Origin of the sequence: uncultured Pedobacter sp. (assembly GCF_913776295.1) — a bacterium.
Classification (GTDB): Bacteria; Bacteroidota; Bacteroidia; order Sphingobacteriales; family Sphingobacteriaceae; genus Pedobacter.
In genome coordinates this window covers 95,924-118,463 of record NZ_CAJYOJ010000043.1, presented here as the reverse complement: position 1 = coordinate 118,463, position 22,540 = coordinate 95,924, and the positions used below count along the sequence as shown (strand labels likewise).

The following is a 22,540-nucleotide window of genomic DNA, read 5'->3' as shown; positions in this document are numbered from 1 at the left end:
TACGTCAACCTGAATCTATTTCAGGGTCTTTAAAGGATTATTTATATAGTTTGTCAGATGCTGAACTAAATCCGATAGCAATCGGATCAGTATAAAGATATCTTCTAAAAAACAGTATCTACCAGTTCATTAGCATGCTCCGGATAATCTGTGGTATAATGTAACCCCCTGCTCTCCTTTCTTTGCATGGCAGATTTTATCACCAGATAAGCCGTTTGAATGACATTTCTCAACTCACAGAGTTTCACTGAAACTTTATTCTTTTTATAGAATTCTTCCGTTTCCTGGTGAATTAAAAACAAGCGACGATGTGCCCTTTCCAAACGGAAATCAGAACGTACAATACCTACATAATCGCCCATAATCTTTTGTAACTCTCTGAGGTTATGTGTTACCAGTACATCCTCGTTACTTTGAGTAACCCCTTGCGAATCCCATTCAGGAATATGATCGGGAATAATATTACTTTTAAAATTTTCTACAGCGTCCTGATAGATTCGGTGAGCAAATACTGTAGCCTCCAGTAACGAATTAGAAGCCAAACGATTAGCACCATGTAAGCCAGTTGAAGAACACTCACCACAAGCATATAAATTTTTAATGGATGAACGACCATATTCATCAACCAGGATACCCCCACACATGTAATGAGAGGCAGGTGTAACCGGTATATAATCTTTCGTCATATCAATGCCTATTGATAAACATTTAGCATATATATTAGGAAAGTGTTTTAATATATCTGCTTTCTTTCGCATGGTGATATCAAGATAAACAAAATCGTCTCCCGATTTTTTCATTTCATTGTCTACTGCACGCGCTACGATATCTCGTGGTGCCAGTGATTTACGCTCATCATACTCCTGCATAAATTCTTCCCCATTCTTACGCCTTAAAACACCACCAAAACCCCTCACCGCTTCCGATATTAGGAAAGACGGGTACTCTCCCGGATGATACAAGGCAGTTGGATGGAATTGAATGAACTCCATATTCCTTACTTTTCCTTTTGCACGATAAACCATGGCCATGCCGTCGCCTGTGGCAATAACCGGGTTTGTGGTGGCTGAATATACATGTCCGGCACCACCCGAAGCCATTACAGTCACATTTGCCACAATCTTTTCCACATCGTTAAGCTCTGTGTTAAAGGCATATATCCCATAACAGTTAATATCTTCAGTACGTTTATCCACAAACTCACCCAGGTGGTGCTGGGTAATTAACTCCAGTGCGAAGTAATGTGTTAATATCTCTATGTTGTTATTCTTGTGAATTTCATTTAACAACACCCGTTCAATCTCGTACCCGGTAATATCTTTATAGTGCAAAACGCGGTGTTCCGAGTGCCCGCCCTCTTTAGCCAAATCGTAAAAACCAGCATTGTCCTTATCGAAATTTATACCATAATCAATGATCTCCTGAATACGCTGAGGGCCCTCTTTTACAACGATTTCCACAATTTTTTGATCACATAATCCGTCTCCGGCAATTAACGTATCTTCGATATGTTTCTCAAAAGAATCACCCTTATCTACTACAACTGCAACACCGCCCTGAGCGTATTTTGTATTTGATTCATCTTCGTTCGATTTGGTTACAATTAAAACCTTACCAAACTTAGCTGCCTTAAGTGCAAAACTCAAACCCGCTATACCTGAACCAATTACCAGAAAATCTACTTTCTTCATTAATAAAAAACATTTACTTTATCCACGATGTTAACAACTAGTTGATAAATGTTAGCCTTGTGTCTAAATTATCCTAACAAATAAATTTGAATGTTTAAAGCTACTCTAAAAACACAATTTGCCACAATCTTTTGCGCAATTTTTAAGCATCTTTATACAAGTAATTAACTTTTTTCCCACTTATAAACAATTAACATTCCAGTATTGATAAAATTTGAACGAATTTTAGATAGCGCTGAAAATCAAATCTATAATATTAGATAAATGTAATCTAAATGTTAGTAAACAATTAATAACTTATCTATACGAAAGAAATTTCTAAAATTGCCAACACTATTAACACACTAATAAACAAACAAGAATTATTTATTTAAAATAACTTATTAATTATTGAGACGTGGAAAGCTTTATCTTTGACCAACGTCAAAAATTCAAAAAAGGAAAATTTTAAAATGAACATAGATGTCTTAGAAGAAATCAATAAAAAGGGTTTCGCAGAAGAAGAAATTGATCCTACACTCGATCTTTTTGCAGAGATTGAGAAACTCAAAAAAGAAAAGAATGCCATAATCCTTGCACATTATTACCAAGAGCCTGACATACAGGATATTGCTGATTATATTGGAGACAGTTTAGGCTTATCACAGGAAGCTGCAAAAACAGATGCTGATGTAATCGTGTTTGCCGGTGTACACTTTATGGCTGAAACAGCAAAAATTCTATCTCCTAACAAAACAGTATTGTTGCCAGATGTAAAAGCTGGTTGCTCATTAGCAGATAGTTGCCCACCACATTTATTCAGAAAGTTTAAAGAGAAATATCCGGATCATCTGGTCATCACTTACGTAAACTGTACAGCTGAATTAAAAGCTTTAAGTGATATTGTCTGTACAAGTACCAATGCAGTACAGATTGTAGAAAGTTTACCTAAAGACCAAAAAATAATATTTGGACCAGATCGGAACTTAGGAGCCTACGTAGCGAAGAAAACGGGGCGCGATCTGGTATTATGGAATGGTGCCTGCATGGTACACGAAATTTTTTCGCAGGAAAAAATAACAAAACTGAAGGAACGCCATCCGAATGCCAAATTTATTGCGCACCCGGAATGTGAAGAAGTGGTTTTGAAAATGGCTGATTATATTGGTTCTACTACCGGACTTTTAAAATATACCATCACCAACCCGGCTACAGAATTTATTGTGGCTACCGAAAGTGGAATTATCCACCAGATGGAAAAGGCAAATCCGACAAAAACATTTATTCCGGCACCGCCGAACAACAGCTGTGCCTGTAACGATTGCCCCTACATGAAAAGAAATACTTTAGAAAAACTATATTTATGTATTAAAAATGGTCTGCCTGAAGTAACTGTTCCTGAGCATATTATAGAACAGGCGCGTAAACCGATACAGAGGATGCTGGATATTTCAGTAGAATTGGGATTGTAAATCTAACAAACCTATCAGATTTTAAAACCCGATAGGTTTATTGAAATTATTTATGCAAAAAAACAACATCCTAAAAAATTATTCAGGCTTACTATGGCTTTTGGCGGGTATCACTGCCGGAAGCATTGTGGGCTTAATTTTTGGGAAGAGTGTTGAAAGTATTAAACCATTAGGAGATATATTTTTAAACCTGTTGTTTACAGCGGTTATTCCATTGGTATTTTTTGCGGTTTCTTCCGCTATTGCAAATATAGATAGGACAAAAAAATTAGGAAAATTATTAACCATTATAGTTTTGGTATTCCTTTCCACCATACTTATTTCCGCGGTTTTAACCCTGATTGCTACATGGATTTTTCCTATCCATCAGCAATTGGGAAGTGCTACCTTGCCAGCTGAACCTGAATCAATGCAGTCGTTTGGCGAACAGATGACCCAACTTTTAACCGTTGGTGAGTTTTTTGAAATCGGAAGCAGAAAAAATATGCTGGCGCTAATTATTTTTTCTGTATTGGTTGGTTTTTCAACCTTGTATGCCGAAAAAGAAGGGGAAGGATTTAAAAAATTCCTTGTTTCAGGGAACGAAGTGATGAAAAAACTCATCATTTTGATTATGAAATTAGGTCCCGTTGGTTTAGGTGCTTATTTTGCTTACCAGGTTGGGGTATTCGGCCCTCAGCTTTTTGGAACCTATGCGAAAGCTCTTGGTTTGTATTATGGGGTTGGTGCGTTTTATTTTATTGTTTTTTTCACTCTTTACGCTTTTCTTGCGGGTGGATTTAAGGCGATAAAATTATTTTGGAAAAACAATATTGTACCTTCTTTAACGGCTATCGGAACCTGTAGCAGCATTGCTACCATTCCTGCTAATCTGGAAGGAACCACTAGAATGGGCGTATCGCCATATATTACCAATGTAACGATTCCTTTGGGATCAACTTTGCATAAAGATGGATCAAGCATCAGTTCCATTATAAAAATTGCCGTTGTTTTTGCCATATTTGGTAAAGATTTGGCGCATGTGGATACGATTATTTTGGCACTTGGCATTACTGTGTTAGTCAGTATTGTTGAAGGTGGGATACCAAATGGCGGTTATATAGGCGAATTATTGATGATTTCGGCTTACCAGTTGCCGCCGGAAGCCTTACCGCCAGCGATGATCATTGGCACTTTGGTCGATCCCATGGCTACTTTGTTAAATGCCACGGGTGATAATGTAGCAGCCATGTTAATTGCCAGGTTTACCGAAGGGAAAAACTGGATGAAGAAGGAGAATCTGTCATCCTGACGAAGGAAGGATCTGCTGCTATGAAGCCATTGCTTTCAGACAAAGATTCTTCGCTGCACTCAGCATGACATGACAGTTAAATTTTTAAAAATAAAATAAGGCTTTGCCTCTAAATATAACTTATGTTTGAAAATAAAGAACGTACAGATATCAGCGAATTAGGTGAATTTGGGTTAATTAAACACCTGACGACTAATTTTAAAGTTAAAAATGACTATTCGGTAAAAGGTGTGGGCGATGATGCTGCAGTGCTGGATGCCAAAGGCAAACAGACTTTAATTTCAACCGATTTGTTATTGGAAGGAATCCACTTTGATCTGGCTTATGTGCCGTTAATGCACCTGGGTTACAAAGCTGTACAAGTAAACCTGAGTGATATTTATGCCATGAACGGAAAGGCAAGTCAGATTACCGTTTCACTGGGTTTGTCGAGCAAATTTCCGTTAGAAGCGGTGGAAGAAATTTATAAAGGCATTGAACTGGCCTGTAATAAATACAATATCGATTTAATCGGGGGTGATACTTCATCAAGTAAGCAAGGTTTGGTGATCAGTATTACCAGTATTGGTTATGCTGATGCTGATAAAGTGGTGTACAGAAATGGTGCGCAGGAGCATGATTTGTTATGCGTTTCCGGCGATTTGGGCGGCGCTTATTTAGGTCTGCAGATTTTGGAAAGGGAGAAATTGATCTATCTGGAAAATCCACAGATCCAACCAGACTTAGAAGGTAAAGATTATATCATCGAACGGCAATTGAAACCGGAAGCCAGGATGGATATTGTAGCATTATTGGAAGAAATGGATATTAAACCCACTTCTATGATCGATGTTTCGGATGGCCTGGCCTCAGAGATTTTGCATCTGGCCGAACAATCAGATAAAGGAATGACCATTTACGAGGAGAAAATTCCTTTGGATCCGATGACTTATGAAACCGCACGTGAACTGGGAATTGATCCAACGGTTTGTGCACTAAGTGGTGGCGAAGATTATGAGTTGCTGTTTACCATTAGCCAGGATGATTATAAAAAACTCAAACATGACGTAGATATCACGGTAATCGGTCATGTAACGGATAAAAATTCAGGTTGTAAAATGGTTTCCAAGTCAAATAATGTACACGAGCTTAAAGCTCAGGGCTGGAATGCTTTTAAGAAATAGATTTTTATAAAAAATCGATCGTCGTCTCGACTGTAGTGTAGCGAAATGCGCGCCTATGCCTGCCCGTTCAGGTGGGTAGAGGTCTGTTTGTGCAGATTTCTCGACTCGTTGCACTTCGTTCGAAATGACGATTTTTTTAAGAGGTATCTAGCCATAAATTGCATTTTTCTATCGGTTGGTGTCTCACCAACCGAAATTAACTTATTCCATATCCAAATATTTCAAGTCAATTTGCTTGGTTGTTTTAGCACCCAATTTTTTTATCTTTTCTGAAGTGTTTGTTAAATTTCCCGCGCCGGCTGATAATTTGTTAATGGCTTTATCATAAGCATCCTGTCCATTTTTAATATGTTTTCCAATATTCTCCATATCAGCTATAAAACCTACAAACTTGTCGTACATGCTGCCACTTAAACGGGCAATTTCCATCACGTTGCGGTTTTGGCGTTCCTGTTTCCATATACTGGCTATGGTGCGCAAAGTAGCTAACAGAGTAGACGGACTTACGATTACGACTCTCCTGTCCCATGCAAAATTGAAGAGTTCGGCATCTTTTTGTATGGCGATACTAAAAGAAGATTCAATGGGTACAAATAATAAAACAAAATCAGGAGAATTGATTTTATATAAATCATGATAGTTTTTTGATGACAGTTCCTGGATGTGGTTCTTAATTGAGGCCAGGTGTTGCTTTACATAGCTTTCACGCTCTTCATCTGTATCTGCAGATACAGAACGCTCGTAAGCAACTAAACTTACCTTAGCATCAACAATGAGGTGTTTATCATCAGGCAGATCTATTACCACATCTGGCTGGTAACGGCTACCCTCAGCTGAAGTATGAGAGGCCTGGATACGATATTCCTGACCTCGAACTAAACCGGATCGCTCCAAAACCTTTTCCAAGATGATTTCTCCCCAGTTCCCCTGTTTTTTATTGTCGCCTTTTAAAGCCCTGGTTAAATTATGGGCATCTTCCTGAATAAGTTTACTTTGAATCTGTAATTCTGAAATGACCCCTTTTAGTATATTTCTTTCATCTGACTCTGCTTTGTAAACCTTTTCTACTTTATCTTCAAAAGCCTTAATATTTTCTTTCAGCGGATTGAGAATGATATCCAGGTTGGTACGGTTCTGCTCTATAAATTTAGTGGATTTTTCTTCGAGAATCTTATTGGCAATGAGTTCGAAATCTTTGTTCAACTTTTGTTGAGACTGCTCATAACTTAATTTTTGTTCTGCCAATTTTTCTTTTTCAGCCAGGTAAAATGACCTCGTACTTTCCAGCTCACGGTTGGCATCAGCAAGCCGGTCGCGCTCAGCCTGTAATTCATCAATTAAGCGTTGTTGTTCTTCTTTAAGTAAAATAGTAATGTGTTCTTTTTCAGCAGATAAATTAGAAACGCGTTCTTCGGCTTTGGCTAGACTGATTTTTAAAAGCTCATTTTCACTTTTTATACGTTCAAAATCTTCTAAAGAAATGATAGAAGGCTGAGCTTTAGGTTTCTTTAGCAATAAAATAAACAGAACGATTAAAATAACAATTAGTAAAGCAATGCCGATGTTTTCCATAATGATAAAAATTTTAGTAAAAGTGAAGATTTAAAATAGATATACCAAAAAAAATTAGTCAGTTTGAGCCAGATAAAACCGTAAAAATTAGTTATAATTGGATATTAGTATTTTAAAAATGAACGCTTTAACCGTCCTTATTTCTTGTCCCGATCAAGTTGGTTTAGTTACCCATATTACCCGCGTGCTGGCTGCACATCATTTGAATATTGTTGCCATGCGCGAGTTTGTAGATGAAGCTAATAGAGCATTTTTTACCAGGATTGCCTGTACCGGAAACGTTGAATATTCAGAAAAATTAAAGGATAAACTGTTAGAGAACTTACCAAACGCGGCAAAGGTAAATTTAATTACCAAACAGGAAAAGCAGGTTGCTGTCCTGGTCACGAAAGAGTATCATTGTTTGGCAGAAATACTGATTAAAAACCATTTTAAAACTTTAGGGGCAAATGTTCAATGTGTTATTGGTAATTATGAAAGTTTGAGGGATTTTACCGAGAAACTAGGTATTCCTTATTTTTACGTCGATCATAACAATAAAGATAAGAGTGTATTCGAGGATGAAGTAAAAAACATCATTAATCAATTCGAAGTAGATTACCTGGTATTAGCCAAGTTTATGCGCATTCTTTCAGCTGATTTTGTGAAGGATTATGCTGGTAAAATCATTAACATCCATCATTCTTTCTTACCAGCTTTTATAGGTGCTAACCCTTATCGCCAGGCTTTTGAGCGTGGGGTAAAAATTATTGGGGCTACCGCACATTTTGTTACCGATAATTTAGATGAAGGGCCTATTATTACCCAACATACCAACCATGTGGACCATAACTTTGGCGTGAAAGAAATGGTACGTGCCGGTAAGGAAATAGAGAAAAAAGTTTTATTGGAAGCATTAGAACTCATTTTTGAAGACCGGGTTTTTGTTAGCGGAAATAAAACGGTGGTGTTTAAGTAAGACAATAAAAACTATATTTGTTTAGTAATTAAATAAATGTTAATATTATTTAAAAATATTTTAACACATCATAAAACTCATTAAATCAATTACTTATGTTATGTTTACCTTATTCATAAGGGGAACATTTAAAAGTTTTCAACAATTTTTGTAAAAATGAAAGATTTAACAGTATCAGCAATTGATAGGCAAAATATTCTTAATAATCAAAATGCCATAGAAAATATAAAAAATTATTTAGGGATCATAGGTATGATGTTCGAAGGTGAATATAGATTTACACGGCAACAAGTAGCAGAATTTTATGGCATAGATAATTCAACTATAGATAGATACCTTTCACAAAATGAAAATGAATTAAAACATAATGGATATATAAATCTAAAAGGAAAAGCACTTAAAGAATTTAAAGATCAATTTAAATGGATGCTACAAGAGGGGGCGAAGGCTCCTCAATTGGCTGTTTTCAATTTTAGAGCTTTTCTCAATTTAGGGATGCTATTGACTGAAAGTGAAAAAGCTAAAGCATTAAGAAGCACAATATTAGATATAGTTATAGATACTTTAAATGATAAACTTGGTGGGTCTACTAAGTATATAAATCAGAGAGACGAAGAGTTTTTAGTTGCTATTTCTAGAGAGCCAGCTTATAGAAAAGAATTTACAACTGCATTAAGCAATTTTTTGGAAATGGGGAATTACAAATATGCTGTATATACAGATTCAATTTATAAAGTGATTTTTAAAGAGGATGCCAAAGAATATAGACAAATTTTGCAATTAGAAGAAAAGGAAAATCCTAGAGATACTATGTATTCTGAAGTATTAAAACTAATAGCTTCATTTGAGATAGGAATTGCAGATGAAATGAAAAGAACATATGAAAAACTCAATAGAAAATTAAAGCCGATAGAATTAGATGAATTAATTGTCAAGTTCTCTCAGCAAAGATTTTGGATACCGCAGATTGAAGATGCTCGAAATAAAATGGCGAGTAGAGACTATGGCCTAAGGAACATTACCCATAAAAGATTAATTCCTTATATATCTTCATTAGGTTTAAATGATTATGAACGTTTTTTAGACAATAAGAGTAAAGATTTATTAAATAGAATTATTGATAATCCAGAGTTATTGGATGTTTTTAAAAGACTTAAAGATAGATAATGTCATTCTCATACTTTGATACACATCATGCAATTTTAGTTCACGATGAAATTATTAATAATTCAGGTGGTATTTTAGGAATTTTAAATATAGGTCTTTTAGAAAGTACATTGGAACATATAAAGAATGACTTTTATTACCCAAGAATTGAAGATAAAATTACTCATCTTTTTTTCTCTATTAATAAGAACCATAGTTTTAATGATGGTAATAAAAGGGCATCAATTGCTTTATCTGCATATTTTCTTATTATTAATGATTGTGGTCTGAAAGTTCAAAAATTCATTAAGGAAATGGAAAATGTAGCTGTAGACGTAGCTGACAATAGAATAAACAAAGTTCTATTACAAGAAATTATTACCTCCATTATTTATGAAGATGATTTTAGTGAGGAAATTAAACTTAAGGTTATTTATGCAAAAGGCTTGTTATAATTTTTTTAATATAAGTTTCGCCACATCTTCTTCGATTTGCGAACCAATAGCAACTCCCATACCGTTGCACCTGGTTGCACAAAATACATTCGGACGGATTTCTTCAATAAGTGGTTCAAGTGTTTTACCAAAGGCCATAATCCCACTCCAACGATAATCAATTTCATATTTAGCGGTTGGTAAGATGACTTCTTTTAGTAGCTGCTCAAGCGTAACCTTTATCGTAATGGAAAGTGCCCTTTATCTTCAAATTTTTGATGGGTTTGGTTATCAAAACCTGACCGCGTCCGGGATTGATATCCACATCAGGATATAAATCTTTAATAAAGGCATTTGTAGTAACCATCAATCTTTTACATAAAAAATTTCCATTTTGGGTAATCAGGCGAAAACCTTTTGATTCTTCTTTAATCTGGTCTACATTGCAATTGTTAAAAATGCCTATGCCGACTTGTTGTGCATACTGAATTAAAGCATACATCATTTTACCACTATCAATCTGGGCCTCATATTGATTTCTGACTAAAACAATCTACACTATCGAAACCAAAGAGACTGATTTTTTTATTGTTTAAACAAAAAGCATTGAATCCGGCAATGTCATTAACCAAAAAGTTAAAATGTTCAATTTTGGATACACCCTGTTCGGTTGAAAAACTGTCTTCTTTTTTAAATAGTTCATATCCTCCGAGGCATTGATAATCAATGGTATTATCGCTCAGCAATTAGCGTAGTTTGAGCAGACCTTTCCACCGTTTTTCGATAAGTATTGTAAGGGAATCGCTACCGGTCATTTCCTCTTGTTCAATGAGTTCAGAAATGCTTCCAAAACAAGCAAAACCTGCATTTTTTGTACCTACGCCTGTAGGTAAAAAACCTTTTCGAGTATGACTGGCTTTAAGGAAGAAGCTGTTTTTTTAAGGTGGATAGTAGCGTTTAACCCTATTATTCCGCTGCTAATCAAAATCGCATCATAATTAAAAAAGATAATTCTTTTTCCTAGTATGAGTGTTTGGTTGGCATCGTATAAATGTACTGTTTTTTAAACTTTAAATAATATGGGAACGCTTTTTGATATAGGCTAAATGAAAAACATACAAAAGAAAATGGGAGTTTATTTAATATTAATCATCCCGGTATTATTGCTGAGCATGTTTGTACAATGGCGGTTTAGAAACAAGTTTTCCAAGTATGCCGAAATGCAATTAAGCTCTGGTTTATCGGGCAAAGAGGTAGCAGAAAGAATGCTGCATGATAATGGAATATACGATGTGAAGGTGATGAGTACCGAAGGACAATTAACAGATCATTACAATCCATCCGATAAAACCGTGAATTTGAGTACAGATGTATACTACAGCCGAAGCGTAGCGGCGGCGGCAGTAGCGGCTCATGAGTGTGGCCATGCGGTGCAACAGGCAAAATCATATCACTGGTTACAGTTAAGAAGCAGCATGGTTCCTGTGGTGAGCATATCATCTAATCTTTTGCAATGGGTTTTATTAATTGGTGTTTTGTTAATAGGTTTTACCGGAAACCCTATTGTTTTGGCGATTGGTGTAGTGGGTTTAGCACTGGTAACCATATTTAGTATCATTACCCTACCAGTAGAATTTGATGCCAGTAACCGTGCATTGGCCTGGCTAAAAAACAACAATGGAGTGATGCAAACACAGGAAGAAAATGCGCAGGCTAAAGATGCGCTTTGGTGGGCAGCCATGACTTACGTGGTTGCGGCTGTGGGTGCATTAGCCAATTTATTATATTATGCATCGATGCTTTTTGGACGAAGCAGGGATTAGAGAATATCCATTATGAAATACAACGCGGCCGGGAAAATCATCCTGGCCGTTTCTGGTTATTACCGGATCATCAGCTGATCCGATAGCTGCCCCGAATTCATATCATCTTTTCCAACAAGATAGACCCTGAAACAAATTCATGGACTTATTTAAAATATCTGTTTGGAAGGCAGTTTGATGACAGGAGGAAAATTTCGGTCCCCGTATATGCTTCTAATAATGAAAATATCGGCATCCAGCTACAATCGTCCGCTTAATATGTGTTAAATGGTATGTTGTACTATTTGGGATCAGATTAGAAGAGCTTACACGCCACGCTGTTCAACCTTTAAAATTGGCAGAAACACTGCAATTTAAACCTGATTGGCGTGAAAAGCCCGCAGCGCTGCGAGGACTTGAAACAAAAGCAGGACTAACACTTAAAATAAAAAACTGAAATTGCTTTTCTAAAAACTGAATATTGGTTTTGCGCTTCTACTACGATTAAGATGAAAAATAAGGAAAGATTAATTTAATTTATAAGGGGCTATTAATTGAAACTCAGGAATATCAACATCGAATTCTGAACCATCCATATCACGTCTCATCAAATAGGTACCTTTCATGCTACCCATATCGGTTTTGAGGTTACAACCCGAAACATATACATGTGTTTCTCCCGGTTGTATTATTGGCTGTAAACCAACCACACCCTCACCCTCTACCTCTCTTTTGCTGCTGTTCGAATCGAATATCAACCATTGGCGGCGCATCAATTGGACAGCGTAATCAGAAAGATTGGAAATTTCCACACGATAGGCAAACATATAATGTTCGTTCGCCGGATTTGAATATTCTGGCTGGTACACCGTTTCTACTGAAACCTTAACACCGTCTGTAATTGCTGTAACCATGATAATAACGAATTTAAGAAAAAACTTTCAAAAATCAAGCCAGTACACTGGTGGCGTCATAGTTGGCAAATTTTTCTGCCACTTCTTCTAAAATGCTATAAATGTTGTTGATTTCTGATTCAGCAACTAATCGCATCCGATACGGTTTAAAATCTGGCAGACCTTTGAAATAGTTGGCATAATGCCGGCGCATTTCGAAAATACCGGTTTTAGGACCTTTCCATTCCAGTGATTTATCTAAATGTGTACGGCAAACTTCAATTCTTTCGTCTATGGTTGGTCCGGCTAAGTGTTTTCCAGTTTTGAAGAAATGTTTTACTTCTCGAAAAATCCATGGATAACCAATTGCAGCACGGCCGATCATGATACCATCTACCTCGTATTCCATACGCCAATTGGCTGCTTTTTCAGGGCTATCTACATCACCATTGCCAAAAATTGGGATTTTTATGCGGGGATTACGTTTAATTTCACGGATTAAACTCCAATCTGCCTCTCCTTTGTATAATTGTGCCCTTGTTCTGCCATGAATGGTCAATGCCTGGATCCCTACATCCTGAAGTCGCTCGGCAACTTCATAAACATTTTTAGTATGATCATCCCAGCCCAGGCGGGTTTTTACGGTAACAGGCAAATGCGAAGCTTTAACAACAGCATCAGTCATTTTTACCATTTTATCGATATCCTGAAGCAAACTAGAACCTGCACCTTTGCAAACCACATTTTTTACCGGACATCCGTAATTAATATCAACCAGATCAGGGCCTGCAGCAGAAGCAATTGCTGAAGCTTCGCGCATGTGTTCGATATCACCACCAAAAATCTGGATGCCGATCGGTCTTTCATATTCGAAAATATCAAGTTTTTGCAAACTTTTTGCGGCATCGCGGATCAAGCCTTCCGAAGAAATAAATTCGGTATACATCATGTCTGCCCCGTTTTTCTTACATACGTAACGGAACGGTGGATCACTTACATCCTCCATTGGAGCCAGTAATAACGGGAACTCACCTAAATCTATATTTCCTATCTTTACAGACATTTTCTATCTTCAACGATTAATAAAACATACAAAGGTACAAATAATGAATTTTGTAACACCTAAACACGAGGAAATCAATCCTTTCTTGCAATTACTTTTACTTTTATTTTACGCAGTTGCGGGGGCCTTTGTATTCGGTATCATCGGACTCGTAATCTGTATGGCCATGTATGGAATGGGTTTAGTGAGTAATTTTGACCTACTCTTATCAGGTAATGCCAGGTATGTTTCTGGTTTTAAGGTTATACAGATCTTAAGTTCAATAGGTACATTTATTTTACCATCACTTGCCCTCGCTTTAACAGAAAGAATAAAAATAACAAGGTTTTATAACTTTAAACAACCCAAGATTTCACTGCTTTTGCTGGTGGTCGTGATTATGATCGTGAGTATGCCGTTTATGGAGTGGACAGTAATCTGGAATCAAAAAATGGCTTTGCCCAACTTTTTGAAAGGAATTGAGGCGTGGATGAAGGAAAAAGAAGAACTGGCAGCAAAAATGACCATTCAACTGATCACGGTACGCAGCAATTTCGATTTTGTGGTCAATCTGGTCATGATTGCAATTTTACCTGCCATTGGTGAAGAGTTGATGTTCAGAGGTGGTGTACAGCGTTCATTGGCACGCGCCTTTGGAAATCCGCACCTGGCGATCTGGCTTTCGGCCATCATTTTTAGTACCATCCATGTCCAATTTTATGGTTTTGTACCTAGGTTGTTACTGGGAGCCGGTTTTGGCTATCTGTATTACTTTAGTGGCAGTATCTGGTATGCTATGTTTGCGCACTTTTTGAATAATGCCTACGCGGTTTGTGCGGCTTTTTATATGCAAAAACACCATATGCCACTTGATAAAGCTGATGAACCGATCGGTTTTCCTTGGTATGGCTATTTAATTAGTGCAATAATTACCATAGCTTTGTTTAAATTTTTTAAAGATAGCGCATCAAGTGAGCGAAAATTGGGTTAAAGTATACACCACCAGCAATGCCTTTGCGGCAGAAGTGTTAAAGCAGGGGTTAACAGAAGCTGGTATCCCGGCAGTAACGATCAACAAACAACTCTCTGCATATAATATTGGCGAAATAAATGTTTTGGTGAGTAAGTTAGATTTCAATAAAGCCATAGAATACATCGTTGAGAACGAAATTGAATAGTGATCATGACCTTAAACCTTACACCTTTTACCTCTTACCTTAAATGAAAACCAGGGCAATAACCGCTTTCTTTTTTACCATCGTCATGCTTGGCTCTATCTTTTTGGGGAGTTATGCATTTACAATTTTCTATCTTATTCTGAGTGTTTTATCCTTATTCGAATTTTATAAGCTGATTAAAAATGCCGGCATCAGGCCGCATCGGAATATTGGTCTGGTGGCAGGGTTTTTAATCTTTCTAATGGCTGCAGGCTTACATTACTTGGAATATGATGTCAAGTATCTGTTGCTTTGTATCCCGCTAATTTTCTCGGTTTTTATTACCGAGTTGTATAAAAAAAACAAAATACCTTTTGCCAATATCTCCTATACATTTGTTGGCTTTGTTTATGTAACCATTCCGTTCTGTTTTTTCCACGCCCTCGGCTTTTTAAAAAACTGGAATGAATATAATTTTCATTTACCGCTGGCATTTCTGTTAATGCTCTGGGCGAATGATACCGGTGCCTATCTTTTTGGCGTAAAATACGGTAAGCGAAAATTGTTCGAACGTCATTCACCAAAGAAAAGCTGGGAAGGTTTTTTCGGAGGGATGTTCACCAGTATATTGGTCGCATTTGGTTTATCTTTTTTATTTACTGAAAGCCCGGCATGGGTTTGGGTTGGCATGGCCATATTAATTGCAAGCTTTGGTACGCTGGGCGACCTGGTAGAATCGATGCTCAAACGCAGTTTGGATACTAAAGACAGTGGAGGTTTACTACCAGGGCATGGTGGTTTATTAGATCGTTTTGATGGATTGTTACTGGCCGCTCCTGTGGTTTATGCCTATTTATATCTGATTTTGTATTAAATATTTATCTATCATCCTCGTTGCAAACGAGGACGATGACTTTCTATTGGTTTATTTAATGGAAGCAACCACAACATGAAATTTCCGTTCTACCTGTTCGCCTGTTTTGCTTTTGATCTGTTCGGTTTTACTTCGAATATTTTCAACTGTAAATCCTGAGTTTTTTAATAGTTCTTTTACCTCTTCTCCGTCGTAAAGTTTAAAACCATAGTTCGTAAAAGGAAGATTTTGCATAAAGGTTTTGTCGGCAAAACAGATTACCAAATTGCCGTTAAGTTTTAAGGTCCTTTTAATTTCGGCGAGATATTCGCCTGGATTTTTCCAAAAGTATATCGTATTGACGGTAAAAATTTTATCGAACCGATTTTCATCAAAGGGCAATGTAATTCCATCTGTTAGTTTAAAATGAACTTTTCCTTCTGGAATTAAATCCTGATTAATCTTTTCAGCCTCGGCAATAATGGTAGCGGAAATATCGGCACCAAAATAGTTGAGGTTTTCGGCTTGTGATAAGAGTTGAGCGATGTGCCCGCCGTTGCCATGGCCGATTTCTAAAACAGTTTGATTGTTTTGGAGATCTAATGCATCAATTGCAGAAGTAGTCATTCCGATGTTGCTCGCATGCATCATCTCCCCTGTTTTAATACCATGTTCGCCTTCAGGACAGCCCAATTGGCTCGTAATATTTTTTAACTCTTCTTCCGAATGCTCCATGTTCAAATCTAAAGATATAAACCTGATCTTTTTTATATCACTTTAGCAAAATTTTATAAGATTATTTGATTACCTGAACGGGCTTTTTGTTTTCATCGATGGCAACAAAAGTAAAGTCGCCATGTACGGCCAGTTCTCTTCCTTCGGCATACATCTGCTCAATATAAATTTCCACGTTAACTTTTAAGCTGGTATTACCCACGTGGTTTACCTTGCCAATAAGCTCTACAATGGTACCTGCAGGAATCGGTTTTTTAAAATCGATCCTGTCACTGCTTACCGTCACCATAATCTGGCGGCTAAAGCGGGTTGCGGTAATAAAAGCAACTTCGTCCATCAAATGCATCGCTGTGCCGCCAAAAAGCGTATCATAATGATTGGTTGTATTGGGGAAAACGGCTTTAAAGATACTGGTTTTTGAGTTTTCTATTCTTTCTGCTAAGGTCATGGGGTAAATATAGGGTGAGTAAAAATCTTTGACAACTTTCCGATCAGAAAGTTGTCAAAGTTGAGATCAGGATGAAAAAATGTCATCCTGAGCATTTCGCAATACAGTTTACTTCAGTTATTGAAGGTTAAGGGTCTTCGACAGGCTCAGACTGACAATGAGTAAATAAGACTAATTCACCTGAACATCTTCCGGAAGAACTTCTTCAGTTTTGCGCATCTCCTTCGCGGCTTCAACCATTTCTATCAGTGCTTTTTTGGTTTCTTCCCATCCCCGGGTTTTTAAGCCACAATCCGGGTTTACCCACAACTGTTTCGAAGGAATAACTGCTTTAGCTTTGTTGAGTAACTGAACCATTTCTTCACGTTTTGGAACCCTCGGAGAGTGAATATCATAAACGCCCGGCCCAATCTCATTTGGATATTTAAAATCGGCAAATGCATCTAATAATTCCATCTGCGAACGTGAGGTTTCGATGGTGATTACATCTGCGTCCATATCGGCAATGTTTTGGATGATATCGTTAAATTCCGAATAGCACATATGGGTGTGGATCTGTGTATCATCTTTCACGCCACTCGCGGAAATTTTAAAGGCTTTTACTGCCCAGTTCAGGTAGCCTTGCCAATCAGCCTTACGCAAAGGCAGACCTTCTCTAATGGCTGGCTCATCAATCTGAATGATTTTAATCCCTGCATTTTCCAGGTCGCATACCTCGTCGCGGATAGCCAGGGCAATCTGTGTACAAGTTTCTGATCGTGGCTGGTCATTTCTTACGAACGACCACTGTAAAATGGTTACCGGACCTGTCAACATGCCTTTCATATATTTCGAGGTAAGCGACTGCGCGTAGGCTGTCCACTTTACCGTCATGGGTTTCGGGCGCGAAACATCACCAAAAATAATTGGTGGTTTTACACAGCGTGATCCATAACTCTGTACCCAGCCATTTTTTGAGAAAGCAAAACCGTCTAATTGCTCACCAAAATATTCAACCATATCATTGCGTTCAAACTCACCGTGAACCAAAACATCCAGATCGATTTCTTCCTGCCATTTTACTGCTTTTTCAGTTTCTTTTGCAATGAGATCATCATATTCCTCAACAGTGAACATGCCATTTTTCAGTTTTGCCCTCCAGCTTCTTACCTCTGTGGTTTGGGGAAACGATCCGATGGTGGTAGTGGCATAAATGGGCAGATTAAGTTTCTGTTGCTTGATTTTTCTGCTCGAAAATGGGTTCAAACGTTCTGCATCCTGTTCTTTTAAGGTCAAAACCCTTTGTTTAATTGCAGGATTATGGATGATTTTAGAAACTTTACGGTTGGCAACTGCAATTTTGTTTTCTTCGAATTTTTGCAGGGTAGATGCAGGGCTTTCGTTGGTGATCAGTTTTTTTAAGGTGGCTAGTTCTGCAATTTTTTGCTTTGCATAGGCCAGCCATTGTTTAATTTCTGCCGATAAATTGTTTTCGTCGGTTTCATTATCCAGATCAACCGGCGAATGAATCAATGAACAGGATGGAGCAATCCACACTTTATCATGGCCTCTTCTTTCTAAAACCTGATTGATGATCGAAAGAGATTTCTCGAAATCATTTTTCCAGATGTTTCTTCCATCTACTAAGCCTAATGAAAGGATGGTTTCTTCCTTCAAAGAAGCTAAAACATCATTTAACTGATCTTCTGCGCGTACCAGGTCGATATGTAAAACATTTACAGGTAAGGAGGTCGTTAACGCCAGGTTATTGCCTAGTCCTTCAAAATAAGTAGCTAAAACAATTTTTAACCTTGGAAAAGCTTTCCTGATTTCTTTGTAGGCATATTCATAAGCTTTTTTATCTTTATCAGTAAGATCCAAAGTTAAAAATGGCTCATCAAACTGGACATACTTTACATCCAGCGCGTCTAAGCGAGATAAAATCTCTATATAAACCGGAAGGAGGTTTTTAATCAGGTCTATTTTTTCGAAACCGGCTTCTTTTTCCTTACCCAACAAAAGATAGGAAACCGGACCAATTAGTACAGGTTTAGTATCAATTCCTAATTGCTTTGCCTCATAAAACTCATCGATAATTTTGGTAGAGAAAAGTTTAAAAGGTTGGTTTTTGTAAAATTCGGGCACAATGTAGTGGTAATTGGTATCGAACCATTTGGTCATTTCCATTGCGACCACGTCCAGTCCTTCTTTTTGGTAGCCCCTGGCCATGGCGAAATAAAGATCAAGTTCCTCATTTCCTTTTTTCAGTATCACCTCGTTGTATCTTTTGGGTATCGCCCCAAAGGTTAAGGAATGATCGAGGACATGATCATAAAAAGAAAAATCGTTTGATGGAATCACATCAATACCGGTTTCTTTTTGAAGTTTCCAATTTTCGTGGCGAATGTTTTTGCCCACCTGCAGTACATTTTTGTACCCAGTTTTATCTGCCCAATAATTTTCGCAGATTTTCTTTAATTCCCTTTGACTACCTATTCGCGGATAGCCTAGATTTTGCGTTAGCATCTCTCTTAAAGATTAAGTAAATAAATCGTTTAAAAGCTCCCAAAGCAATATTTTATAATACTCTTTTATTAAAAATTAAAGGAAAGGTTAAAGCACAGCCTGCCCACTTATCAGCAAGAAGCTTAAAGCAAGCCTATAAAATTTTGATTTTTATGGTGTACAATCAGACCTGACCAATTACTTTATAACGCGAAAGCACCGTCAATTCAATATAGGCAGGTCTCCTGACTTATTCCCGATCCTATCGCCTTCCCATGCTGTTAAAGGCACAGTGGCATAAATGATAAGACCGTTGTCTTTTTGCTAAAAAACAGAATTTACAGTTGCGCGACAGCTCGTGATTTGCACACGATTCCCTATTAATCCCGGATGTAATTCCGGGAACCTGTATCGGTTGATGAAAAATAAAGTTAAGAACTTACATCAGCACAAATGTATGGATTAGGATTTAAAGATTAAGGTATTTTCTTAAGCAGTGGATTTCGACTGCTTTCAATTCATGGTATTTAATTTTTTTAGCCATGGATATATGCAGACAGTATGGTTTTTTGCGATGTTTAACATATTATGCTCAGAACATATTATCACTTGTAACAAATTTACAGCAAGCGGTTTATGATGCCCATTCTCTATTATATTTGGCTACCCAAACTTAAATCCTTATTTATGATCAAAAACTACTTTAAAGGGCTTTGCATTGCTTTTTTAATGGTAAACAGCTATGCATTGCCGGCGCAGGAGGTACCCACGCCAAAATCTCATTTCGGTTTTGATATCGGAGACGATTATCAGTTAGCCAATTACACCCAAACAGCAGACTATTTTAAAAAACTGGCTGCAAGTTCTAACCGGATTAAACTAGTGGATATCGGTAAAACCGAAGAAGGTAGAAGTCAATATATGCTGATTGTTTCTTCGCCGGAAAACCTGAAGAAATTAGACCGTTATAAAGAAATTTCACAACAGCTGGCCCATGCCGAAATTACTCCCGAACAGGCAAAAACATTGGCACAGGAAGGTAAAGCAGTAGTGTGGATAGATGGTGGCCTGCATGCAAATGAGGTGGTTGGTACCCATCAGCTGATCCAGACGATTTATGAATTTGCCTCCAGAAACGATCCAGAAACTTTACGTATCCTGGATCATGTAATCATCTTATTTACCCATGCCAATCCTGACGGACAGGAGTTGATCAGCAATTGGTACATGAGGAATAAAGATCCTAAGAAAAGAACAACATCAGGATTGCCTGTGCTTTACGAGAAGTATGCAGGGCATGATAATAATCGCGATTTCTTTATGCTAAATCTTAAAGAAACGCAGAATATCGGCCGTCAGCTTTTTATAGAGTGGATCCCGCAGATTATGTATAACCATCATCAGGCTGGTCCGGCGGGAACAGTTGTAGCAGGTCCACCCTATCGGGATCCTTTTAATTATGTATTCGACCCAACCATTTTAACCAGTTTGGATGCGGTAGGCGCGGCGATGCATAACAGGATGAACGTAGAAAATAAGCCCGGCTATACCCAACGTGGCGGATCTGTTTATTCTACCTGGTACAACGGAGGATTGAGGACGACCACCTATTTTCATAATATGATTGGACTGCTGACCGAAATTATCGGCAATCCTACTCCATCCGAAATTCCATTGGTTCCATCGCGTTTACTGCCGAGTGGCGATTCGCCAAACCCCATCACCCCAAGAAAATGGTATTTTAAGAACTCGATCGATTATTCCGTATCGTTAAACTATGCCGTTTTGGATTACGCAACGCGTTACCACGATGAGTTACTGTACAATATTTATCAGATGGGTAGAAATTCAATTGAAAGAGGTAAAAAAGACACGTGGTCTTTCTCTCCAAAGAAAATTGAAGCCATTAACAGTGCTGCAAAAGGCGAAAAGGGCGCAGTAATTTCTGGAGGTGATGCAGATTTTGGATCCCGACGCCAGATGAGCATAAAAGCTTTTGATACCGTGATGAAAGCTCCTGCGAACCGTGATCCACGGGGTTATATTCTTTCGGCAGATCAGCCTGATTTTAACACCGCAATTAAATTTTTAAATGCACTGATCAGAACGGGTATTTTGGTACAAAAGGCCACGGCTTCATTTACGGTTGCCGGTAAAACTTATCCTGCCGGAAGTTATGTGGTTAAAACCGATCAGGCTTTCCGTCCACATGTGTTGGATATGTTCGAGCCACAGGATCATCCAAATGATTTTAAATATGAAGGTGGTGCACCCATTCCGCCGTATGATGCCGCCGGATGGACTTTAGCTTATTTAATGGATGTAAAATTCGACCGTATTCTGGATGATTTTTCGGGGCCTTTTGAGAAAAATCCTTATGGCAACTTATTAAAACCTAAGCATAAATTGCCAAATGGATCAGGTTATGTGTTAAGTGCTGCACAAAACGATTCTTATACAGTGGTTAACGATTTATTGAAAAACAAAATTGAAGTTTACCGTTCGGTAGAAAACGGTGATTTCTATGTTTCCTCAGCAGGAAAATCAATATTGGGAAAAGCCAATGTCAAAATAAAAAGTGCAGCAGCACCTAAGAACAAGGTTAAAGTCTCACCGGCAAGAGTTGCCCTCTGGGATACTTATGGAGGCTCCATGGCATCCGGTTGGGTACGTTTTTTAATGGAACAGTACCACTATAATGCCACGGTAATTTATCCGGAGGATATTGATGCCGGCAATTTAAAATCCAAATATGATGTGATCGTTTTTGTGGGTGGAGCTATACCTTCTGTTCAGGGTGGAGGCTTTGGAAACAGATCTTTCGGACCAAGGGCAGAAGATGTTCCACAGGAATTCAGAAACCGTTTAGGCCGGATTAACATAGACAAATCTATTCCTGAATTAAAGAAATTTTTAGAAGCAGGGGGCAATATTGTAACCATTGGTAGCAGTACGAACCTGGCTTATCACTTAAATCTTCCCGTAAGAAATGCGATGGTCGAAATTATAAATGGTGAAGAAAAGAAATTGCCTGCCGAAAAATATTATATTCCCGGAAGTGTATTAAATGTTCGTATAGATACTACTTTGCCAACGAATTGGGGGATGGAAAAAGAAGCAGACATATATTTTGATAACAGCCCTGTTTTTAAACTCAGTGGCGATGCCATTGCTTCAGGTAAAATCAAACCTTTGATGTGGTTTGAAAATGCCACTCCTTTGCGTAGCGGCTGGGCCTGGGGGCAGGCTTACCTGCAAGATGGGATAACCGCTTTCGAAGCCAGGGTTGGGAAAGGTAAATTGCTTGCTTTCGGTCCCGAAATTACCTTTAGGGCACAAACGCATGGCACTTTTAAGCTGATATTTAATCAGTTATATAAATAATTTTAAAAGCTACTATCCCAAACGATAGTGGCTTTT

19 protein-coding genes and 1 riboswitch are annotated in these 22,540 nt (G+C 37.8%); of the genes, 11 read left to right on the top strand and 8 right to left on the bottom strand.

The annotated features are described in order from the left end of the window. Positions 1–104: 104 nt before the first annotated feature. Positions 105–1,691, bottom strand: coding sequence for an L-aspartate oxidase (nadB, locus tag QZ738_RS08640; protein WP_293786616.1), 1,587 nt, complete (start codon positions 1,689–1,691; stop codon positions 105–107). Positions 1,692–2,143: 452 nt separating this feature from the next. Between nadB and nadA the strand changes: the two genes are divergently transcribed. The 3 genes from nadA to thiL all read left to right on the top strand — a co-directional run bounded on the left by nadA (position 2,144) and on the right by thiL (position 5,596). After that, a complete protein-coding gene (gene nadA / locus QZ738_RS08635) occupies positions 2,144–3,142 on the top strand; it encodes a quinolinate synthase NadA (RefSeq protein ID WP_293786614.1) in 999 nt (332 codons plus the stop codon). Between the two features lie 52 nt (positions 3,143–3,194). Next, positions 3,195–4,433, top strand: coding sequence for a dicarboxylate/amino acid:cation symporter (locus tag QZ738_RS08630; RefSeq protein WP_293786612.1), 1,239 nt, complete (start codon positions 3,195–3,197; stop codon positions 4,431–4,433). 122 nt (positions 4,434–4,555) lie between these two features. Further along, positions 4,556–5,596: a thiamine-phosphate kinase gene (gene thiL, locus QZ738_RS08625; protein ID WP_293786610.1), complete on the top strand. Its 1,041-nt coding sequence runs from the start codon at positions 4,556–4,558 to the stop codon at positions 5,594–5,596. A 201-nt stretch (positions 5,597–5,797) separates the two neighbouring features. On the opposite strand, the gene QZ738_RS08620 is transcribed toward thiL, so the two are convergent. Beyond that, positions 5,798–7,168, bottom strand: a complete 1,371-nt coding sequence (locus QZ738_RS08620) for a DNA recombination protein RmuC (protein ID WP_293786608.1) — start codon at positions 7,166–7,168, stop codon at positions 5,798–5,800. A 118-nt stretch (positions 7,169–7,286) separates the two neighbouring features. Here QZ738_RS08620 and purU point away from each other — a divergent pair, with 118 nt between their 5' ends. The 3 genes from purU to QZ738_RS08605 all read left to right on the top strand — a co-directional run bounded on the left by purU (position 7,287) and on the right by QZ738_RS08605 (position 9,727). Next, on the top strand, positions 7,287–8,126 hold the full coding sequence (gene purU / locus QZ738_RS08615; protein ID WP_293786606.1) for a formyltetrahydrofolate deformylase: 840 nt from the start codon (positions 7,287–7,289) through the stop codon (positions 8,124–8,126). A gap of 156 nt (positions 8,127–8,282) precedes the next feature. Beyond that, on the top strand, positions 8,283–9,293 hold the full coding sequence (locus QZ738_RS08610) for a DNA-binding protein (RefSeq protein WP_293786604.1): 1,011 nt from the start codon (positions 8,283–8,285) through the stop codon (positions 9,291–9,293). After that, positions 9,293–9,727, top strand: a complete 435-nt coding sequence (locus QZ738_RS08605; RefSeq protein ID WP_293786602.1) for a type II toxin-antitoxin system death-on-curing family toxin — start codon at positions 9,293–9,295, stop codon at positions 9,725–9,727. The genes QZ738_RS08610 and QZ738_RS08605 overlap by 1 nt, the downstream gene beginning before the upstream one ends. Positions 9,728–9,932: 205 nt before the next feature. Here QZ738_RS08605 and QZ738_RS08600 read toward each other — a convergent pair whose 3' ends face one another. Beyond that, complete coding sequence (locus tag QZ738_RS08600; protein WP_293786648.1) at positions 9,933–10,226, bottom strand: FAD-dependent oxidoreductase; 294 nt, start codon at positions 10,224–10,226, stop codon at positions 9,933–9,935. 607 nt (positions 10,227–10,833) lie between these two features. Between QZ738_RS08600 and QZ738_RS08595 the strand changes: the two genes are divergently transcribed. After that, positions 10,834–11,529, top strand: coding sequence for a zinc metallopeptidase (locus QZ738_RS08595; RefSeq protein ID WP_293786647.1), 696 nt, complete (start codon positions 10,834–10,836; stop codon positions 11,527–11,529). A gap of 506 nt (positions 11,530–12,035) precedes the next feature. On the opposite strand, the gene apaG is transcribed toward QZ738_RS08595, so the two are convergent. After that, complete coding sequence (apaG, locus tag QZ738_RS08590) at positions 12,036–12,422, bottom strand: Co2+/Mg2+ efflux protein ApaG (protein WP_293786600.1); 387 nt, start codon at positions 12,420–12,422, stop codon at positions 12,036–12,038. A gap of 34 nt (positions 12,423–12,456) precedes the next feature. Further along, the gene (gene dusB / locus QZ738_RS08585) at positions 12,457–13,464 is read right to left on the bottom strand and encodes a tRNA dihydrouridine synthase DusB (protein WP_293786598.1); all 1,008 of its coding nucleotides are present in this window, start codon (positions 13,462–13,464) and stop codon (positions 12,457–12,459) included. Positions 13,465–13,507: 43 nt separating this feature from the next. On the opposite strand from dusB, the gene QZ738_RS08580 reads away from it, so the two are divergent. From QZ738_RS08580 to QZ738_RS08570, 3 genes are read left to right on the top strand one after another with little or no spacing between them, the layout of a single operon-like run. Beyond that, positions 13,508–14,434, top strand: a complete 927-nt coding sequence (locus QZ738_RS08580; protein WP_293786596.1) for a CPBP family intramembrane glutamic endopeptidase — start codon at positions 13,508–13,510, stop codon at positions 14,432–14,434. Continuing rightward, positions 14,415–14,621 (top strand): DUF2007 domain-containing protein, encoded by a 207-nt coding sequence (locus tag QZ738_RS08575; RefSeq protein ID WP_134204437.1) that lies wholly within the window; start codon positions 14,415–14,417, stop codon positions 14,619–14,621. The genes QZ738_RS08580 and QZ738_RS08575 overlap by 20 nt, the downstream gene beginning before the upstream one ends. Before the next feature lie 43 nt (positions 14,622–14,664). Then, positions 14,665–15,474 carry a phosphatidate cytidylyltransferase gene (locus QZ738_RS08570; protein WP_293786594.1) on the top strand — a complete coding sequence of 270 codons (810 nt, stop codon included), beginning with the start codon at positions 14,665–14,667 and terminating at the stop codon, positions 15,472–15,474. A gap of 51 nt (positions 15,475–15,525) precedes the next feature. Here the strand turns inward: QZ738_RS08570 and QZ738_RS08565 are convergent, their stop codons facing one another. The 3 genes from QZ738_RS08565 to metE all read right to left on the bottom strand — a co-directional run bounded on the left by QZ738_RS08565 (position 15,526) and on the right by metE (position 19,141). Beyond that, complete coding sequence (locus QZ738_RS08565) at positions 15,526–16,188, bottom strand: class I SAM-dependent methyltransferase (protein WP_293786645.1); 663 nt, start codon at positions 16,186–16,188, stop codon at positions 15,526–15,528. Between the two features lie 61 nt (positions 16,189–16,249). Beyond that, a complete protein-coding gene (locus tag QZ738_RS08560; protein ID WP_090497417.1) occupies positions 16,250–16,636 on the bottom strand; it encodes an acyl-CoA thioesterase in 387 nt (128 codons plus the stop codon). Positions 16,637–16,807: 171 nt separating this feature from the next. Beyond that, positions 16,808–19,141 carry a 5-methyltetrahydropteroyltriglutamate--homocysteine S-methyltransferase gene (gene metE, locus QZ738_RS08555; RefSeq protein ID WP_293786592.1) on the bottom strand — a complete coding sequence of 778 codons (2,334 nt, stop codon included), beginning with the start codon at positions 19,139–19,141 and terminating at the stop codon, positions 16,808–16,810. A gap of 196 nt (positions 19,142–19,337) precedes the next feature. Further along, positions 19,338–19,545: riboswitch (cobalamin riboswitch) on the bottom strand. 262 nt (positions 19,546–19,807) lie between these two features. On the opposite strand from metE, the gene QZ738_RS08550 reads away from it, so the two are divergent. Then, a complete protein-coding gene (locus QZ738_RS08550; RefSeq protein ID WP_293786590.1) occupies positions 19,808–22,504 on the top strand; it encodes a M14 metallopeptidase family protein in 2,697 nt (898 codons plus the stop codon). Positions 22,505–22,540: the final 36 nt, after the last annotated feature.

Coding starts and splice junctions, on each gene's coding strand:
- nadB (WP_293786616.1), bottom strand. CDS start 1,691: ATGAAGAAAGTAGATTTTCTGGTAATTGGTTCAGGTATAGCGGGTTTG.
- nadA (WP_293786614.1), top strand. CDS start 2,144: ATGAACATAGATGTCTTAGAAGAAATCAATAAAAAGGGTTTCGCAGAA.
- QZ738_RS08630 (WP_293786612.1), top strand. CDS start 3,195: ATGCAAAAAAACAACATCCTAAAAAATTATTCAGGCTTACTATGGCTT.
- thiL (WP_293786610.1), top strand. CDS start 4,556: ATGTTTGAAAATAAAGAACGTACAGATATCAGCGAATTAGGTGAATTT.
- QZ738_RS08620 (WP_293786608.1), bottom strand. CDS start 7,168: ATGGAAAACATCGGCATTGCTTTACTAATTGTTATTTTAATCGTTCTG.
- purU (WP_293786606.1), top strand. CDS start 7,287: ATGAACGCTTTAACCGTCCTTATTTCTTGTCCCGATCAAGTTGGTTTA.
- QZ738_RS08610 (WP_293786604.1), top strand. CDS start 8,283: ATGAAAGATTTAACAGTATCAGCAATTGATAGGCAAAATATTCTTAAT.
- QZ738_RS08605 (WP_293786602.1), top strand. CDS start 9,293: ATGTCATTCTCATACTTTGATACACATCATGCAATTTTAGTTCACGAT.
- QZ738_RS08595 (WP_293786647.1), top strand. CDS start 10,834: ATGGGAGTTTATTTAATATTAATCATCCCGGTATTATTGCTGAGCATG.
- apaG (WP_293786600.1), bottom strand. CDS start 12,422: ATGGTTACAGCAATTACAGACGGTGTTAAGGTTTCAGTAGAAACGGTG.
- dusB (WP_293786598.1), bottom strand. CDS start 13,464: ATGTCTGTAAAGATAGGAAATATAGATTTAGGTGAGTTCCCGTTATTA.
- QZ738_RS08580 (WP_293786596.1), top strand. CDS start 13,508: ATGAATTTTGTAACACCTAAACACGAGGAAATCAATCCTTTCTTGCAA.
- QZ738_RS08570 (WP_293786594.1), top strand. CDS start 14,665: ATGAAAACCAGGGCAATAACCGCTTTCTTTTTTACCATCGTCATGCTT.
- QZ738_RS08565 (WP_293786645.1), bottom strand. CDS start 16,188: ATGGAGCATTCGGAAGAAGAGTTAAAAAATATTACGAGCCAATTGGGC.
- QZ738_RS08560 (WP_090497417.1), bottom strand. CDS start 16,636: ATGACCTTAGCAGAAAGAATAGAAAACTCAAAAACCAGTATCTTTAAA.
- metE (WP_293786592.1), bottom strand. CDS start 19,141: ATGCTAACGCAAAATCTAGGCTATCCGCGAATAGGTAGTCAAAGGGAA.
- QZ738_RS08550 (WP_293786590.1), top strand. CDS start 19,808: ATGATCAAAAACTACTTTAAAGGGCTTTGCATTGCTTTTTTAATGGTA.